Source organism: Paenibacillus sp. FSL W8-0187 (assembly GCF_037969755.1).
Taxonomy (GTDB): domain Bacteria; phylum Bacillota; class Bacilli; order Paenibacillales; family Paenibacillaceae; genus Paenibacillus_AQ.
This window is the reverse complement of the sequence record NZ_CP150206.1, coordinates 1,376,259-1,393,225: the sequence shown is the minus strand read 5'-3', so window position 1 is coordinate 1,393,225 and position 16,967 is coordinate 1,376,259. Positions and strand designations below refer to the sequence as shown.

19 protein-coding genes and 1 pseudogene are annotated in these 16,967 nt (G+C 46.1%); 6 read left to right on the top strand and 14 right to left on the bottom strand.

The features are described 5' to 3' along the window. Positions 1–410: 410 nt before the first annotated feature. Together MKY48_RS06070 and MKY48_RS06065 are read right to left on the bottom strand one after the other, a co-directional pair. Positions 411–1,547, bottom strand: coding sequence for a choline esterase (locus MKY48_RS06070; RefSeq protein ID WP_339292500.1), 1,137 nt, complete (start codon positions 1,545–1,547; stop codon positions 411–413). A 109-nt stretch (positions 1,548–1,656) separates the two neighbouring features. Further along, positions 1,657–2,316, bottom strand: coding sequence for a TetR/AcrR family transcriptional regulator (locus tag MKY48_RS06065; RefSeq protein ID WP_339292499.1), 660 nt, complete (start codon positions 2,314–2,316; stop codon positions 1,657–1,659). A 169-nt stretch (positions 2,317–2,485) separates the two neighbouring features. On the opposite strand from MKY48_RS06065, the pseudogene MKY48_RS06060 reads away from it, so the two are divergent. Further along, positions 2,486–2,689, top strand: a pseudogene (locus tag MKY48_RS06060) (recombinase family protein); the annotation flags it as partial. A 178-nt stretch (positions 2,690–2,867) separates the two neighbouring features. Here the strand turns inward: MKY48_RS06060 and MKY48_RS06055 are convergent. The 4 genes from MKY48_RS06055 to MKY48_RS06040 all read right to left on the bottom strand — a co-directional run bounded on the left by MKY48_RS06055 (position 2,868) and on the right by MKY48_RS06040 (position 5,124). Next, positions 2,868–3,473 (bottom strand): metalloregulator ArsR/SmtB family transcription factor, encoded by a 606-nt coding sequence (locus tag MKY48_RS06055; protein ID WP_339270849.1) that lies wholly within the window; start codon positions 3,471–3,473, stop codon positions 2,868–2,870. A gap of 308 nt (positions 3,474–3,781) precedes the next feature. Beyond that, complete coding sequence (locus MKY48_RS06050) at positions 3,782–3,970, bottom strand: hypothetical protein (protein ID WP_074961888.1); 189 nt, start codon at positions 3,968–3,970, stop codon at positions 3,782–3,784. Positions 3,971–4,206: 236 nt separating this feature from the next. Then, complete coding sequence (locus MKY48_RS06045; protein ID WP_339292498.1) at positions 4,207–4,653, bottom strand: NUDIX hydrolase; 447 nt, start codon at positions 4,651–4,653, stop codon at positions 4,207–4,209. 39 nt (positions 4,654–4,692) lie between these two features. Beyond that, entirely contained in the window at positions 4,693–5,124 is a 432-nt protein-coding gene (locus MKY48_RS06040) for an NUDIX domain-containing protein (protein WP_339270845.1), read from the bottom strand. Between the two features lie 127 nt (positions 5,125–5,251). On the opposite strand from MKY48_RS06040, the gene MKY48_RS06035 reads away from it, so the two are divergent. Further along, positions 5,252–6,493 carry an MFS transporter gene (locus tag MKY48_RS06035; protein ID WP_339270843.1) on the top strand — a complete coding sequence of 414 codons (1,242 nt, stop codon included), beginning with the start codon at positions 5,252–5,254 and terminating at the stop codon, positions 6,491–6,493. 85 nt (positions 6,494–6,578) lie between these two features. Here MKY48_RS06035 and MKY48_RS06030 read toward each other — a convergent pair whose 3' ends face one another. Further along, positions 6,579–6,824, bottom strand: coding sequence for a PepSY domain-containing protein (locus MKY48_RS06030; RefSeq protein ID WP_339270841.1), 246 nt, complete (start codon positions 6,822–6,824; stop codon positions 6,579–6,581). A 102-nt stretch (positions 6,825–6,926) separates the two neighbouring features. Further along, the gene (locus MKY48_RS06025; protein WP_339270840.1) at positions 6,927–7,271 is read right to left on the bottom strand and encodes a helix-turn-helix domain-containing protein; all 345 of its coding nucleotides are present in this window, start codon (positions 7,269–7,271) and stop codon (positions 6,927–6,929) included. A gap of 166 nt (positions 7,272–7,437) precedes the next feature. On the opposite strand from MKY48_RS06025, the gene MKY48_RS06020 reads away from it, so the two are divergent. Together MKY48_RS06020 and MKY48_RS06015 are read left to right on the top strand one after the other, a co-directional pair. Next, positions 7,438–7,908: a DUF4267 domain-containing protein gene (locus MKY48_RS06020; RefSeq protein WP_339292497.1), complete on the top strand. Its 471-nt coding sequence runs from the start codon at positions 7,438–7,440 to the stop codon at positions 7,906–7,908. 160 nt (positions 7,909–8,068) lie between these two features. After that, positions 8,069–8,800, top strand: a complete 732-nt coding sequence (locus MKY48_RS06015) for a class I SAM-dependent methyltransferase (protein ID WP_339270836.1) — start codon at positions 8,069–8,071, stop codon at positions 8,798–8,800. An 87-nt stretch (positions 8,801–8,887) separates the two neighbouring features. On the opposite strand, the gene MKY48_RS06010 is transcribed toward MKY48_RS06015, so the two are convergent. The 3 genes from MKY48_RS06010 to MKY48_RS06000 form a co-directional block, all read right to left on the bottom strand. After that, positions 8,888–10,360, bottom strand: a complete 1,473-nt coding sequence (locus tag MKY48_RS06010) for a DEAD/DEAH box helicase (protein WP_339270834.1) — start codon at positions 10,358–10,360, stop codon at positions 8,888–8,890. Positions 10,361–10,515: 155 nt separating this feature from the next. Further along, positions 10,516–11,391, bottom strand: a complete 876-nt coding sequence (locus tag MKY48_RS06005) for a radical SAM/SPASM domain-containing protein (protein ID WP_098742173.1) — start codon at positions 11,389–11,391, stop codon at positions 10,516–10,518. A gap of 210 nt (positions 11,392–11,601) precedes the next feature. Further along, entirely contained in the window at positions 11,602–12,174 is a 573-nt protein-coding gene (locus MKY48_RS06000; protein WP_339270832.1) for a sigma-70 family RNA polymerase sigma factor, read from the bottom strand. A gap of 393 nt (positions 12,175–12,567) precedes the next feature. Here MKY48_RS06000 and MKY48_RS05995 point away from each other — a divergent pair, with 393 nt between their 5' ends. Continuing rightward, complete coding sequence (locus MKY48_RS05995) at positions 12,568–13,101, top strand: hypothetical protein (RefSeq protein WP_076322740.1); 534 nt, start codon at positions 12,568–12,570, stop codon at positions 13,099–13,101. Positions 13,102–13,155: 54 nt separating this feature from the next. On the opposite strand, the gene MKY48_RS05990 is transcribed toward MKY48_RS05995, so the two are convergent. From MKY48_RS05990 to MKY48_RS05980, 3 genes are all read right to left on the bottom strand, one after another. Continuing rightward, positions 13,156–14,814, bottom strand: coding sequence for a M56 family metallopeptidase (locus MKY48_RS05990; RefSeq protein ID WP_339292496.1), 1,659 nt, complete (start codon positions 14,812–14,814; stop codon positions 13,156–13,158). A 9-nt stretch (positions 14,815–14,823) separates the two neighbouring features. Next, positions 14,824–15,198 carry a BlaI/MecI/CopY family transcriptional regulator gene (locus tag MKY48_RS05985; RefSeq protein WP_339292495.1) on the bottom strand — a complete coding sequence of 125 codons (375 nt, stop codon included), beginning with the start codon at positions 15,196–15,198 and terminating at the stop codon, positions 14,824–14,826. A gap of 260 nt (positions 15,199–15,458) precedes the next feature. Then, positions 15,459–15,686: a hypothetical protein gene (locus tag MKY48_RS05980; RefSeq protein WP_339270829.1), complete on the bottom strand. Its 228-nt coding sequence runs from the start codon at positions 15,684–15,686 to the stop codon at positions 15,459–15,461. Positions 15,687–15,934: 248 nt separating this feature from the next. Between MKY48_RS05980 and MKY48_RS05975 the strand changes: the two genes are divergently transcribed. Further along, positions 15,935–16,957 (top strand): ABC transporter substrate-binding protein, encoded by a 1,023-nt coding sequence (locus tag MKY48_RS05975; protein ID WP_076322737.1) that lies wholly within the window; start codon positions 15,935–15,937, stop codon positions 16,955–16,957. Positions 16,958–16,967: the final 10 nt, after the last annotated feature.

Here is a 16,967-nt window from a genome sequence, read left to right as displayed (position 1 = left end):
ATCCTGCCAAACATTAAACTTGTTGCCGTCGAGATCACGATTACAACCTATCCCTGCGCCGAGTAGTGGACTATATTGAACAGCACTGCAAGGACATCTGTACCGTGAGCAGTGGTATTTTAAAACTTTTATCGAACAGAAATTTTCATAATATTTCGGCTGACGGCAATCAGGTAGCGAAGTATGAAAGGACATAGTCATGGCAGGTTTCAATATGAATATTTTTAAAAATAGCATTTTCAATTTTTTAGGTGGGATGATTGATGTCAAGCTAAGACAGAAATAGATACTTCAAATAGAAAACAATGCCTGAAATATGAGAGAGCCGATAACCGTGTAATAGGGTTATCGGCTCTGTGTCTGTACAGCTAGCTCTTTGATATGCGTTTATCAGCAACCTCTCGGTTATGTCACTTGTTGCTGGTCTTCTTGATCAAGTCCACGCCATCGTATGCCAGACTTTCCACACTTGCAGCCTTCTGCAGTAAGTAATGATCAAAAAAGTTCTTCGTATAGTCTGTAACAAGATTTCGCATCTCCATAGCATCCCGTTCGCCTCTGAGTTCCTCATTAACACTGGTAAACACGATGTCGCAGTAATCTAAATGCGCAACACGATCAACAGAGAAATAATAGGTTTCCATGCTATTGTTAGCGCCAATTATCGCATTCATGTTATAGTTAGGTTCACAAAACAGTAGCAAGAAGGGTTTCTTAAGGTCGCTGCCCTGAAGGCCGAACGCACCGCTATCCAAGCCAATCCCACAGGCGAACCGGTCGTCGTCCCGGCAAACCATCGCCGTCGTAAGCCCTCCATAAGAATGTCCGACTATGCCCATGCCGATGTCAAGCAACAATCTGCCCTTAAAGATGGAATTCAGTTCTCCAGAGTCCAGTTTGTAAAGATAATCGGCTACATACCTCACATCTTCTGCCTGTAATTCACTATACTCTGTTACCTTGGCAAGTATCGGCAGTGTAAGCACGTTACGGCACATCTCAATGGCAGTTTCATCGTCAGGCCGCATCTCCATCTTACCAGCCAACGCCAGCATCTCCGGATCTTCAGAAAACGCCCTAATGACATCCGAAAAATCCTTTGATACATTAAACAGGCGCCCATCTTTACGCTTATACATCGTGCTATTCTGATGGCCGATGCTTACCACAACATATCCCATGCTTGCCAAGTCTGTACAGATCACTGTACCCCATTCTGGAGAACCGCCCCCGCCGCAAACATAGAATAACACCGGATAGCGCTTTTCCTTCCCGGAGAGAGCAAGGTCGTCGTAACACTGGGTCTTGATATCTATAGAGAAAACATCCTTCAACGCAGTGACAAGTGGCTGCTCATTAAACATTTCGTAGACTTCAGGAAACATGTACGTTGATGTAGTCTTACCTTCGCTGCTGTCGGACGGATAGTACACAAACGCCGTCTGTTCTCTTTTGGAATGATCTGATGCCGTGTACTCAAAATCCATCTGGGTTCGACCGACAGTATAGCCGCCAATTGGTTCTGGAAATGCGTCATACGTTTTCATTTTCTTGTTCCCCCTTAATTAATAGTGGCGAATATGAAATACATACACTGCGCTATGAGCACTTTTCAAAACGGTGAAACGATTACATCCTATCTTCAGTGAATCATATCTACTCCCTGGCTTTTTTGATATCGCTAACCATTTCAGTATATTTATGATCTTCAAGCAGCCCATGACTCATAAAGTCAGCAAAGTACTTGCTAAGCTTATGTTGCAGCGTAGAGTCCTTAATATCGAATTCCCTAAAAAACATGACTAAATTAAACTGCATTGACTCAAACATAAAAGAAATCAGGTCGTCGTCAATATCAGGTCGGAGATATCCATCAACCCTCATTCGGCGTAAAATGTCCTTGATTAAAGGGAATGACTCGCCCTTTAGCACATTCAGATATACTTTAAGTAAAACGTTCTCAGGAATGTTTAAAAATGTTTTAGTGAGTTTGATTTCCAACTCATTCAGCGGCTCGGTCACAGTGCCATTAACGTTACCAAATAAGCCAGTAAGGAAAAACCGGTAAAGGGAATCTTCATTACTGTTATTAAAATACGCAGCTCTTTTCTGGGTGACATTACGTACTAAGAGACAATAAAGGTCATCTTTGTCTTCAAAATACCGATAAAATGTTCCGGGGTGCATGGACAAACTATCCAAAACCATCTTCATAGTTATATCCTCGTAAAGATTATCAACAAAAAGATGCATAGCGTTATTAGATATTTCCTCGCGCCTTGCTTCATCTAAACGATAGAAAGTATTTTTTGGCATAGATTACTCCTTAATATGAAGTGTGAACTCATTCACACCATACCGATAATTCATTCACATGTCAAGTAGTATTGAAATATTAATATCCATTTAAAAGATTAAAACCATTGCATAGAACATTATCCTTCCTAAGAGATAAGTTAATGGAGTTGTTTTGTTTTTTTATATGACCTTTGGTTGTGAGAGAATTTTTGTAGATAAAGTGAGTGGAGTTAAAAAGAAAAGGGACGGATTAACTGAGGCATTAGATTTTGTTCGAAGCGGAGACACAATCGTTGTTTGGCGATTAGATCGACTTGGAAGAAACATGCAGGAACTTATAAGTGTTGTTAATGATCTGAATGAAAAAGGGATTAGTTTTTATAGTCTGCCATGAGACCGGATTTCCATGTCTGCTGGTTTCCAGATGAAAAAGCAGGATAAACCATACGGTCTCCTGCCTCTTATCCGTGACTGGAATATAGAAATGACCGGCTCTCTTAAGGACTTGCTCCGAGACCTGCTGCTCGAAATCCTATCCGTTGTAGGGATAGCGGAGAATCCTCTTTCATTTAGGATAGATCCTCCCACCGTGCCCACATCTCTTGCGGATTGAGCTCATACACCCCGTTGTCCCTGAACATGAAATGGTGCATGATGAACTCCCGGCGAAGAGTCGCAAAGTCCTCATGGTAACCCTGAATAAACTCGTTAATTTCCTTCTCGGTGTACTTGCGTCCCTTCTCCAGCCGGGATACCAAATGTGTAAGCACGATAAGTTTCTTCTTCAGCTGGGCAGGGATGCTCTTCAGCTTCCCGTCGGATGTGAAAAAATGGTTCACAACAGCGTCCCTCGTCCGCTGATCTTCTTCCTCCAAGCGCTCGGGGACGCCCTCGGGCCTCACTCTTTGGTAGATTAGATTTTCCGTAGCCGTTGCACTATTTTTGATGAAATAATGGTTTAACGAGAAATAGATCGTGTTCTTATCCCTGCGCTCTTTGATCAGGCTCGCTTCCCGCAGCTTCGCTGCATGGTGCGTGATCGTTGCCGGCGTGACACCGATCTTCTCGGCCAGAACCTGTCCGTTCAATTCGCCTTCGGCTAGCAGGATCAGCATTTTGATTCGCGTCGGATCTGCAAGCGCCTTATGATAACTAACCACCTTATCCAATTGCATGGATATGTTCACTCCCTACACAATTTGACGAACATCTAATTTGCTATTGATTAAATTAGATATTATCCCATCTGAAATTCAAAGTAAACCTCGTTCTTTTTTAAAAAATGGCCAGAACGATGACAAGAGCGATATGACCGGGGAAAAGGTCCGTCATATTCATGTTTTCATGAAAGGCGGCAAGTAACGCCTGAACTTCATTCACAGGACATGAAATAGCCCGCTCCATTTTCGTAAGGAGCGGGCTGCTGCATGACTATCGTTTCTCAAGTTTCCTATTTACATCCAGTTAACCTACGAACCTCATCTTACACGACAGCTGCGTCAACTCTGGACTGATCGGCATTCTGGCATCTCTTGCATACCTTTAGCGCCGTGCCGTCCGACTTGTTGGCGACGTAGAGAAGCTTGATGCGAGAAGTGCTGCATACCGGGCATGTGCCGCGGCCACGTGATGGCATACTCCATAGTGCGCGGCCCCGTTTTGTTTTGGCCATGTTTCATATCCCCTTTATTTCATAATCTCTTTAATGTTGTTGCGAACCCCTGCACACAGCTTGTACAAGATTCGATTTCTCTTTGTTATACGAATCGTAGAAAATACAGCCTGAATATCTGTGCAACTCCATTATAGGGGACGGCCTACCGGAAAATATAGGGAATAAACGCTTATGAACTCTTTTTTACATAGGTGGTCTCAAGCCTTCACGCGGTCATGAAATCAGCAGCTCCTTTATAACCCAATATTACTCTTGAGCCCTTGATAGCTTCCTAACTCCGGAAATCCGCGCTGAACGATCGTCATAAACTTCTCGGAGAACCCGTGACTTGTTAAATCTGCGATTGGGACCAGGACCACATCACCAATAGGATTGAAATCGAACTCGTTCGACGGGAGGCGGATCTCCCCCTCCAAGCGTTCCAGCAAAAACGTTATATGTAACAGTGAGGGCGATGAATCCGGTTTATCGCATAGATATAGGAGCTTCTTCACTTTTGTAGTTAGCCCGGTTTCCTCTTCCATTTCCCGAACCATGGCTTCCTCCAAGGTTTCCCCCTGCTCTACTCTTCCTCCGGGAAGCGACCAGCCACGTTCTGACGAAACGCTCTGTTTGACCAGCAAAATACGTTCGTCTTCAATCAGGATTCCGGTCACTCTGACCTGCAATAGGTTGCTCATTACCACACCGCCAATTCGTTGGATTCTTTTTTCCCTGACTTAGGTTAGCTTACGTCGTGCCTCCTCCGCTCTTTGCACACTCTCCTTCGTCCACGGCGGTGCCATCGGGTGATTCATGATTTCGGACAGCGTCATCCACTGTACCGACTCTACCTCGTCCGGGCTCTTGCTGTATGGCGTCCCCTTATCATACTCGCACAAGAACACCATGTTAATGACAGGACGGTCATCGTCCGTTACAAAAGAAGAACTGTATACGTACGTGACGTTCTCCTTCACCTCGACGCCTACTTCTTCGTAAAGTTCCCGCTTCACCGTGCGCTCCAGAATATCCAGTGTGTGCCCCTCCCTGTCGACTTTACCTCCCGCTAACGAAAGTGTTCCGCCCGCATGCTCTTCCTTCATGCTGCGCGTAATCATCAGCCACTGCCCGTCCTTGCAGACGGCCCCTTCTACGTTGACGATAAACATGTCACCCCTCCTCAACCACCTTTTATACTACTTTACACGATCCTGGTGGCGGTTGACCATTGACTCTTACCTTACAGGAGGCCGCAAAATAGGTTCCAGCATTGATTCTGTAAGGAGGAATATCATCATGCCAAGCTCCATCCGTTTGCTCCACAACGGCTTCGTCCGAGCGATCCTGATTTCCAATGTATGCTCCCAGCTCGGAATATGGATCCGAAATTTTGCCGTCCTGCTGTATGTCATGGACATGACAGGCGGGAATGCTTTTGCCACTTCCATGATTTCCGTCGCCGAATATGGACCGATCTTTCTGTTTTCGTTCATTGGGGGTGTATTGGCCGACCGTTGGCGTCCCAAAGCAACCATCGTCTGGTGCGAGATACTCAGTGCCTGCTCCGTCCTTATCGTGTTTCTGATGCTGGAATCCGGCTCGTGGGGCGCTGTATTCTTCGCGACCTTATGCTCATCCATCCTCTCGCAGTTCGCCCAGCCCTCGGGCATGAAGCTGTTCAAAATCCATGTGCGGGACGAGGATGCTTCCATCGGAATGTCGCTGCTGCAAACGCTGTTCTCTCTCTTCATGATCATCGGTCCGATTCTAGGCACATGGGTATTTCAGCAATGGGGCATGTCGGCTGCTCTCGTGTTAACGAGCGGATTGTTCATGTTATCTGCGCTAGCCATGCTGTTTGTGCCTAAAAACCAAGGGGCGTCTATAAACACGACAACAGCAGTTCCCTCCGTTCTTCATGATATGGCCGATGGCATTCGTTATGTTCTATTCAAAAGAGACCTGCTGCGGCTAAGCCTCTGCTTCATGGTTGTGGGACTTGGGGTGGGATTGATCTCCCCGCTCAGCGTATTTCTGGTGACCGAGGGCTTAGGCTTGTCCGCTCAGGACTTGCAGTGGATTACCATCCCTTACGGTGTAGGCGAAATCCTGGGTGGAATCGTAACGTTTATGCTCGCATCCCGAATAGCTCCCGGACGGTTACTGATGATGGGGTTAATTGTGAACGAAGCGGGCATTCTCCTGCTGGGTCTGTCGACGGTCCTCTGGCTGACCATGCTCTCGCAATTCCTGATTGCGCTGCTGCAACCGGCTATTTTTATCGGGAACCACTCCTTGGTCATGCAGCAAACGGAACAAGCCTACATCGGTCGGGTCACCGGAGTACGTACGCCGCTCATGACCGGAGCCATGCTGATCACAATGGGATGCTCGGGGCTATTAAAGCAGACCATGTCACTAACCTACGTATACGTTTTAGCTGGCGCATGTTTTCTCGCCGGATTCTTGATGATTCTTCCACTTCTTCGTCATGGAAATCACACGATGTCTGGAGGTGGTGAAGCAACCGAAACTTAACATCCTGCACAAATAAAAAAACCGAGCGAAACGATGATTTATCCACGTCTCACTCGGTTATTTGCTTTTTCCAGCCTAATACACCTTAATCCGCGTCGTCTTCTTCCTCAACCTTTAAGATTCTTCCCGATTTTGCAAGAATTTCGACTTCAAACAGTCTGTTGTCGGATGTCAGTATAAATATTTCATAGACCAACACGCCATGCTCCAGATCCATATCGACATGAACAATTTGGCCCGGCACACGGGCAAGTGCAATTTCTTGAGCTTGCTGCATAGAGATTCTCTGCCTGGTCATCGGCCCAGGTACATGATAGTAATTTTCGTACATTTCGGAAGTAACCCCCTCAATAAAAATGTCCGCTCATGTACCTTATGAGAGGGGTTACTCCTTGGTGCCGATTGACGCCGTTTAACATTCACATTTTTCGTATCATAAAGGACGTTCTATCGCTATTCGATTATGAATCGTTCCCCAATTACACATCGCATCGAGCACAGGCAGCAGTGTGATTCCATATTCGCTCAGAGCATACTCCACCTTTGGCGGAACCGAAGGATGGATGGTACGAACAACAAGCCCGTCACTTTCCAATTCCCGCAGATGCTGGGTCAGCATCTTCTGCGTAACTTCGGGTATGTCCTTCTCCAAATCACTGAAGCGCTTGGTGGATTCCATTAGATGCCATAAGATCAAGGGCTTCCACTTCCCCCCTATGACATGCATGACCGTTTCAATGGGGCATTGACTAATGACAGCTTTAGCAGATGTTCTCATATAGCCCTCCTCTATGGCTTACTTTAAAGTAAGCTCCTTACTCGAAAGTGGGTTCTTATCACGATTCTATGTTGCATGTTAGTCTAAAGTCAATTCAACCGGAGCATGACAGGTAACGTTATTCAGCAGCCTAGATGCTTTCGAAAAATTTAAGGAGGATTATTGTATGAATCCATATGGTTCCAGCACATCATCGCAATCCAAGGATTGGGGGCCGCGCGCTTACTCTTACTGGCTGGTCGCCTCACTCTCGCTGTTTCTGCTGTACCTCGGTGTGAACACGTTTATTCAGCCGGAGGCCGCCATTCAAGGCTTTGGTTTAACTCTTTTTCATTCTTCAGATGCAGCCATCATCTACATCAAGGCCAATCGAGATTTATACATCGGGCTGGTGATCGCCGCCTTATTGCTCTTTCGTCTGCGTAAAGCATCCCTTATCCTACTCATTCTCAGCATAGAAATGCCTATTGTAGATGCCATATTAGTTCTGCGTAGTGACGGAGCGGCTCCAGCCAGCGCGTGGATTCATATCGGCACCGTTATTTATATATTAATCGTGGCCTGGGTATTATTCCGGGAGGAACGATCCGTTATAATGAATCATAAGAGTAAACATCCCCAGTCTTTTCCAAAATAACGGATCGAGGTGAGTTGTGTGACAGGAAAGACCCTTGTTCATCATGGGTACCTCGAGGGACCGCCCCGGATTTTGCAGACGGCTGTTTTAGGTGGATTAGCACGGCTAACTGATCTTCTGAAATATCGAGTGTAAGGATGATTCCAAGCAGGAGGTGCCTATGAGCTATCACGGATCTGATTTTTATGACAACGACACGAACTTCGAGAAGTACATGGAGCGGCGGCAAGGGCAGGAAAACGCCAACGATACACTAGAGAAGCCGGTCATCTGGCAGCTGCTTGAGGATATCTCGGATCGGCATGTATTGGACCTAGGGTGCGGCGATGCAGGCTTTGGCGTGGAATTGCTCAACAAAGGTTGTGCTGCGTATATAGGGATTGAAGGCTCTCGTAATATGGTGGAAGCCGCCTCAAGCAACCTGGCCGATTACAACAATGGAACCGTTATGCTCACGAGGATAGAGGAATTTACATATCCCCGCGATTCTTATGATTTAGTGATCTCCAGGCTCGCCATTCATTATCTGCAGGATATCGAGCGCGTCTTTCAATGCATTCATCAGTGCTTGAAGCCAAGCGGCAGATTTGTCTTCTCCGTCGAACATCCCGTCATTACCTCTACGCTTCAGCCGTCCGGCACAAGAACGAACTGGGTCGTGGACCATTACTTCAGCGAAGGCTACCGGGAACAGCAATGGCTCGGAGGCACCGTTCGGAAGTACCATCGAACCGTCGAGGATTACTTCACGGCGATGCAGGAAGCAGGCTTTATCGTGGAGCAGCTTAGGGAATCCAGACCCGTGCGAGAACATTTCTTGAACGAGGAAACCTATGAGCGCAGGCGCAGAATTCCACTGTTCCTGTTTCTAGCGGGGAGAAAGAGCACGTAACTCTCATTCCATTTCGAAAAAAAGCACCCTTTCTTCCACTTCAAAAGTGGGAGAGGGTGCTTTCTGAGTCACTATCGTTATTTCTGCTTACGAGGATCTACCGGTCTTGCTTCCCTTATTGAATCCCTCGGATTTGCGCTTACGTGCTTGGCCATCCTTGGGTTTCTGAGCAGCTTCCGATTTGAACTTACGTGCCATCTCTGAATACGGATTACTGACGGCCTCCGCCTTCGGCTTACGTACCAAATTCGTGCTCGAAGAACGAGCTCCGTCTGATTTCGGTTTACGAGCCATGTCGGTCTTTGGCTTGCGGGTGGGATCGGCCTTCGGTTTAGCAGGTCTAACTGCTGCTGATTTGGCTTTGGTGGAATTGCCCGAGCCCGATTTCGGCGATCGGTCTACCTTGGCTGCTCTTAATGATCCCGACATCGGGAAAGCATGGTCCTTCACTTCGGGTATGGACTTTCCGATTAACTTCTCAATATCGCGGAGAAAAGGCACCTCGTCCACTTCGCAGAACGATATCGCCGTTCCGCTCAGTCCCGCACGCCCCGTCCGGCCAATCCGGTGAACGTACGTTTCCGGAATGTTCGGAAGGTTAAAGTTAATGACATGCGACAGCTCGTCGATATCGATGCCTCGGGCGGCAATATCTGTAGCCACCAGAACCCGGGTCTCCCCGCTTTTGAAATTTTTGAGTGCCGTCTGGCGGCTGACCTGCGATTTATTCCCGTGAATGGCTTGAGCCGAGATGTTCACCTTCGTCAGGTCGCGCACAACCCGGTCAGCGCCGCGCTTTGTACGGGTAAAGACCAAGGCCGACACGATGGACGGGTCCTTCATCAGCTCATTCAATTGCTTCTGTTTATTTCCTGTTTCCAGCAGGTACACCGATTGCTTGATTCGTTCGGCTGTAGAGGAAACCGGCGTGATTTCCACTTTTACAGGGTTTTGCAATAATGTTTTGACAAGTTGGGTGATCTCCGCAGGCATGGTAGCTGAGAAGAACAGCGTTTGTCTTTTGCTCGGCATTTTGGCGATAATTCGTTTTACGTCATGAATAAAGCCCATATCGAGCATCCGGTCAGCCTCATCCAGCACCAGGATCTCCACATGCTGCAGATCGACACGCTTCTGATTCATAAGATCCAGGAGTCTGCCTGGGGTAGCAATGAGGATGTCCGCTCCTTGCTGTAGCGCCCGCTCCTGCGTTTTTTGCGAAACGCCGCCAACAATGGCCGTCGAACGCAGCTTCGTGAACTGACTGTAGGCTTTCACGTTATCTGAAATTTGCAGGGCAAGTTCCCGGGTCGGCGACAACACCAACGCACGAATACGGCGCGACATGCCCGGTTTAGGGGATTGTTCGTTCAACAACTGGATCATTGGTACCGAAAAAGCAGCGGTCTTCCCTGTTCCGGTCTGCGCGCAGCCCAGCAAATCTCTGCCGGCCAGCACAGCCGGGATCGCCTGAGCCTGAATAGGCGTTGGCGTCTTGTAATTCTCCTTCGCTAAAGCTTTGAGAATCACGGGGGATATATTTAAATCTTGAAATGTCATGGGGTCTCCTTTAAGGTGAATACCTATATTGTCTCATCACGTAACATAGGGCATCTCATAATCGAGTTTCCACAAGCCGTTCCTTTACGTCATAACACATAACGATACCATACATCGGTATAAAAAAAGAAGCGGAATTTTTCTCCGCCTCTTGTTTATGCCCCAAACCGCTGCCGATACCCGCATTTTCTGCATAGCTCCTCAACGGCTTCCCGGCGCGAAAATCCCTCTACGAGGTTATTCGCCCGCTCCCCGTCAACGATGTCCGAGAAGGACTTCTGATGAATATTGCCCAAATTGATGACCCCTTCCCCATCCAGACAGCACGGCACGACTGTCCCGTCTACGAGAATGGCCGCCTGGCTGCGAAGCGCATGGCAGAAGCCTTTGCCTTCATCCTCCGGGGCTGTTAGACTTGGCCACTGGAACTCATAATCCTGGTTCAGATAAACACGGTCGGCCACCTTCACACCACCGCCGGGTTCAACCTTTTCCTCGATTCGGTAATCCAGATTAAATTCCTGCTCCAAAATTTCGAGCGTCTGGCGGTTGCGGCTCTTCTCCAGGTTTGTTTGGTTGTCCTGCGTCAGATTCCACAATCGGAACGAAAAGATGACTTTATGCTCCTCCGCGGCACGAACAAAGGATAGGATTTCCCGTAAATATCCCTCGCGATTTGTTGAACCCTCGTGACCGTCGAAGCTGTGGAGTGAGAAGTTCATCTGTCTTAAGGCCGGCTTGCCCAGCAGCTTATGCCGGTTCTTCGCGATCAACGTGCCGTTGGTCGTAATGTTGACCTTGAACCCTTTTTCATGGCTAATATCCAGCAGCTCATCGATCTTCGGATGGAGCAGCGGCTCCCCCTTCACATGCAAATAAATGTAACTCGTATGCGGCTTGATCTCGTCCAATCTTCTCGCAAAGTCTTCGACCTTAATGAAGTTGGCCTTACGCTCTGTCGGTGGGCAGAACGTACAGGCCAGATTACAAATACTCGTAATTTCTATGTAAACTTTCTTAAATGTCTTCAAGATGTTATCCCCAATCCAGATGTCTATGATAGCATGGCGATTTGCTAGCTAAGTCGCTTGCCAATCCCTCATATCGTACCATAGGCGGGCCCTTTACAGCTACAACTACAGATGCTATCTGATGCCATTCTGTATTAAGCGAAAAAGAGGGGAGCACCTTCCTTCTTTAGTTGTTGCTCTAATTAACCGTTCATCGTTATGTTTGAATCGTCACTCATCAGCATCAACCCATCTTTTTGAAAAGTAGAGGTGCAATTTTTTTCTTGCTCTGACCATCGTTTGAGCCAAAGCTTGTTCCGTTGTTTCTAGCTCCTGTGCAATTTCCTTATATGGTTTTTCTTCGATGTAATATAGAAACAAAGCTTGACGATACTCGGGGCTTAGCTCATTTAGAGCTTCAAGTAGTATCTCTTTCCGAATCTGATCTTCCACTTGCTCGGCTACAGTAGGGCGTAAAAAAGGGGCCTTCATATCAATAACGACTTGAGGATCTCTAAGATGATGATATTTTTTATTTTTTTTTAACAAATCATAGGCATAATTCCTAGCTATTTTAATCATCCAGGCTTTCAAATGCTTAGTGTCTTGCAGTTGAGGGGCTTTAACCACCACTTTATAGAACGTCTCCTGTACAACATCTTCTGCCAGTTCATGACTTCGTGTCAGAAAATAAATGTCCCGATAGACCAAATTCCGATAAGCTTCATAAGCTAATTTTTGGGTGTCGTGGTCTAAATCATAGAAATTAGTGCATAAGAAATATAACCATTGTTCTTGCTCCACGTGTACCCTCCTCCGTTTTATTTTATTCATTAGCTGCTTGACGAAGTTTTAAATCAAGCAGTTTACCATTATAGTAAAATATTAACATATATTTACACGATTTTCCTTATGTATGATCGTCAGAAAAATTATATTTTTAAAAAAAGCGTCATATGTTGCTAGGATAAATCGTTTTAGTAGTAGATTAGCTCTATTGGATACATACATCGTTCAAGCTACCTTACTTATCTCAAGCAAGGTAACGAACAAGAAGCTTTGAACCTACTAGATACTTGCCTTAGAAAAGAGGGGTAGCTCATATAGAGGAGGCGGAGGTGAGTTCTTTTATATGGTTGTTTGAATAGCTAATCTAGTAATTAAAAAAATATTAAATTTAAGGAGGATCATTCTCTAATGAAAAAACTTTTTTCACTTGTCCTTACAATGGTTCTGATGTTGTCACTTTCGGTATCCGCTTTTGCAACCTCAGAAGGAGAAGAAGCAATCTTTCCTTCTGGAACATCCATTACGGTCAGACCTATGACTCCGGAAGAGATCGTCCTGTTTGAGCAAAGAGCGAATGGAAACCAGGACGTAGGTCTCTTTGACGTTGGTATCTTGTCTGATAGCTGGAGTGGAAATGTGAGTGTCCCTATTAATACGGATGGAACCCAAGGAGCAAATGTCGGCCATGCATTTATTCCCTCTCCGGACAGATATGTTTCGATAGCTGTAGGGAATTTGCCAGGCACGATGCCATCCGTTAATTTAAGCATAAAAAGTCAAACCAATAGCAGTGTCAGTTGGTGGCAACCAAATATAGCTGGAAATTCGATTGTTACCATTGACACAGGCAGCTATAGTAACCATACGTTCCAAATTAAAACAAGCACGAACGAGGCTAATTCAAGAAGTGCAGCTTTTTCATGGTCGACCCATTCTGAATAACCCCCAAAAAAAGCACTGCCCTAAAGGCAGTGCTTTTTTCAAAATGGCGGTTTCTTATTTATCAAAATCATATTCAGCGAGTTCTTCTGGCGTCAATGTTGCTCTTAATTCCTCTTCAGTTTCCTTCATTGAAGCTCTTTCTTCAGGTGTCATGGATCTGACCGTAATGGAAGTGCCCGGGGGAATCTCATTTGGATGAGAATATTCATGATCATACTCAGCAAGCTCCTCGGGCGTCAACGTGGCTCTTAATTCCTCTTCAAGCTCCTCCATTGAAGCTCTTTCTTGAGCTGTCATGGATCTGACCGTCATAGAAGTTCCCGGTGGGATTTCATTTGGGTGGGACTTCCTATAACCATCGTCTACAGGGAGAGCTGGTTCTACATTTGCTTGAGATTCAGCACCACTTTTTTCATTTGCACCTATGTTTTTAGGTGCATCCACGGTTTCATTGCCTTGGTAATCAGTGATTGTTTTATTTTCTGCTACAACTGCAGGGCGAGCTTCTTCTGGCTGAGTTTCAACATTATTTCCTTCATTCTCAACTGCAGGCACAGGACGAGCTTCTTCTGGCTGAGTTCCAACACCGTTTCCTTCAGTTTCAACTACGTCATTAGAAGGGGGCGCTTTAGGAGCCGCTTCATTGGCTACTTCGTTTGGTTGAGCTTCAGAATGACTTCCCTCATTTCCAATGACTTTGGGCGTATTGCTAGAAGCCCATGCCGCTGCTGATGTGCTAATTACAGCAACCAAAAACACCGCTGTTATCGAGAGATACAGTGTTTTCTTTTTTTGTTTCTTTACATTAAGCATCATCATTAATCTCCTTTTCAATTGTTTCCCGTCACCGGATAAGGAGGCACAAAATTGCACGGGTAAATTCCTTGATCCTACCATAACGTTTAAGATCGTCTCTCCATAGCGTTTTCGCTCGGCATAAGACATCTCTTTTACGACTTCTTCATCACAAGACAGCTCGCTCCATGTGTGAATTTCCTTGCGAAGAATGTACACCAATGGGTTAAACCAATGTAAGGCGCTGGCCAAGAGCGTGAACGCTTTGACCCATAAATCTTTCCGTTTCAGATGGATCAACTCATGACGGATCACCATGTCCATGTTAACGGTATTCTCTATAGGGAGATAAATAGTTGGTTTCCTTAGGCCGACAAGAACAGGACTCCGAATGATGGAGCTGTAGGCAAGCCGGACGTTGCTTTTCACATTAAGGGCTTCCTTGATGAAAGGGAGCTGTTTAGCCGCTTCGCTGCTAATCGGAACGTTGGTACGCGTATGTTCTAGTTTCTTTAAAAATCTGCGATAACAATACATCTGCCATGCAGCAAAAGCTATAGCGCCGATTGCCCATAAGATAATAAGGGGAAGGGCTACGTTTGCTGAAATGGTCTGTTCTGGGATGAGCTGCACCGGATTAATCCTTGAATACGGATTAGGCAGTGCATGTTGCACAGTTGAAGGTAACTCGTTCACGATGGGGGCGGTTTCTGTTGCATTGAATGTAACAAGCGGTGAAATCCACTGCATACCAAGGACCACGGGTAAAAGATAAAAGCCTACTGCCATTTTGCTAATCCCATAGCGCCACTTTGTAGGAAAGGCATTGATGGGTATGATCCGTAGTACAAGAATGCAGGCTACGACGGCACTTCCAGCAACGGTAAGGGTCAACAGCAATTCAAGAATAATATTCATAAGCCCCCCCTACTTTTGCGAAAACCATTGCTTCAGCTCTGCAATATCTTCATCTGAAAGCTTTTCGCCGTCATACAAAGCTGAAATTAGATTTTTAACCGAGCCTTGATATAATCCGTCCAGCACGTGCTGCGTTTCCATGAGCTTATAATCTTCAGGTGAAATGCGAGGCATATATTTATTTGTCCGTCCATGCCTCGTAACCATAAGTGCCCCTTTGTCCACTAAGCGTGATAGGAAGGTGGAAATGGTCTGCGCTTTCCACTCTTTTCCTCTCTGGGCAAACAGACCAAGCAGTTCGGTGGATGTGACAGGCGGTGTACACTCCCAAATCACCTCCATTAGCTCCGTTTCAGTATCCGATAATTTTTGTACTTGGTTCACGGTGAACACCTCTTTATGTCGTTATGCGTCCATAACGAACTTAATCACTACACGATGTAGTGATTATAATCTACTACGTCATGTAGTGGTATGTCAAGCAAAAATGAGTTGAAATTTACTAATACATAGAATTTATACGTGAAATTAAAGAACCGCGCGGGAGCGCGGTTCTTTAAAACATGCAGCTACAAATAATCGAGGACACAGGAATCCCCGGGTCCCTTTATTTTTACTCGCACAGATGGTTGTGCTAACACTGCTTATTTTGAATCGTTGTCGTCATTATCTGCAGCATCGCCAGCTTTGTTACCCAATGCTGCGCCTGCGATACCACCTGCAATCGTGCCGATTGGACCCAATATGGAACCTACAGCAGCACCTACGACACCACCACCTGCAGTCCCTAAGGCTTCTCCAGCGTCAATATCCATTTTGGCGTTGTCGCGGTCAGAATCAGCCTTTTGATTACGATCGTTTTTATTAGCCATCCATCTCACTCCCTCGAAATTGTGATAGGAACAGCTCCTTCTTGCCAGATGTTGTTCCAAACCATATCTTGCCCTAACGGATCCGAAAGAATTCTTTAAAAGTATGCCGTTTCAGATCTCTTTCTCCTCCAAAATAGGTTGCGTATTTTAGACGATGTTTGCGGATTATGGGATTATGTAAACGGTACCAAGACTGCTACAATGAACATGCAATTACGAAATGAACTTTTGTTCAAGGGGGATTATACATGAAAAAGCTATCGATTTTACTGTTAACCTGCGTGTTGATTATGGGGGCGCTTAGCGGTTGTGCAAGCAGCGAGTCCGATTCGGGATCGTCCAATAAACTCGTCATCTACAGTCCGAATAGCGAGGAGATCATCAAGACGATCATTCCGATGTTCGAGAAGCAGACCGGGATTACAGTTGAGCTTGTAACGGCTGGTACCGGCGAAATTATTAAGCGCTTACAGTCTGAGAAGCAGAACCCTTACGCTGACGTGATGTTTGGTGGTTCTATGGCAGGTTTCCGCGAAAATGAAGCTTTATACGAGCCTTACGTATCACCTGAAGACAAGAACCTGATTGAAGGTCACCGTAATACGTCGGGCTTTGCTACTCCTTATATCTCGGATGGCAGCGTGCTGCTCGTAAACAAAAACCTGATCGGTGATATCAAAATCGAAGGCTATGCGGATTTGCTGAATCCGCAGCTCAAAGGGAAGATTGCTTCCGCTGACCCGGCAAGCTCAAGCTCCGCTTTCGCTCAGTTAACCAACATGCTGAAAGCGATGGGCGGCGATTATGAGAATGAACAGGGCTGGAACTACGTTGGTCAACTGATCGAGAACCTGGACGGCAAAATTGCAAGCGGTTCCGGTGCCGTTCACAAAAGTGTGGCGGACGGTGAATATGTAGTCGGCCTTACCTATGAAGACCCTTCCAGCACTTATGTAAAGAACGGCGCTCCGGTAGAAATCGTATATCCAAAAGAAGGCGCCGTATTCCTGGATGCGGGATCCGCTATTATCAAAGATGCACCGCATATGGACAACGCCAAGAAATTCATCGACTTCATTCTGTCTCAAGAAGCGCAGGATGCGTTCGGTACGCAATTAACGAACCGTCCACTTCGCCTAGATACGAAGCTTGGCGACCACATGAAACCCTATGAAGAGATCCACATGATTGATGAAGACACGGACTATGTAAGTGAGCATAAATCTGAGATCGTTGAGCGTTATGTCGATTTGTTTACTAGCGTTAAATAAACTATAGAAT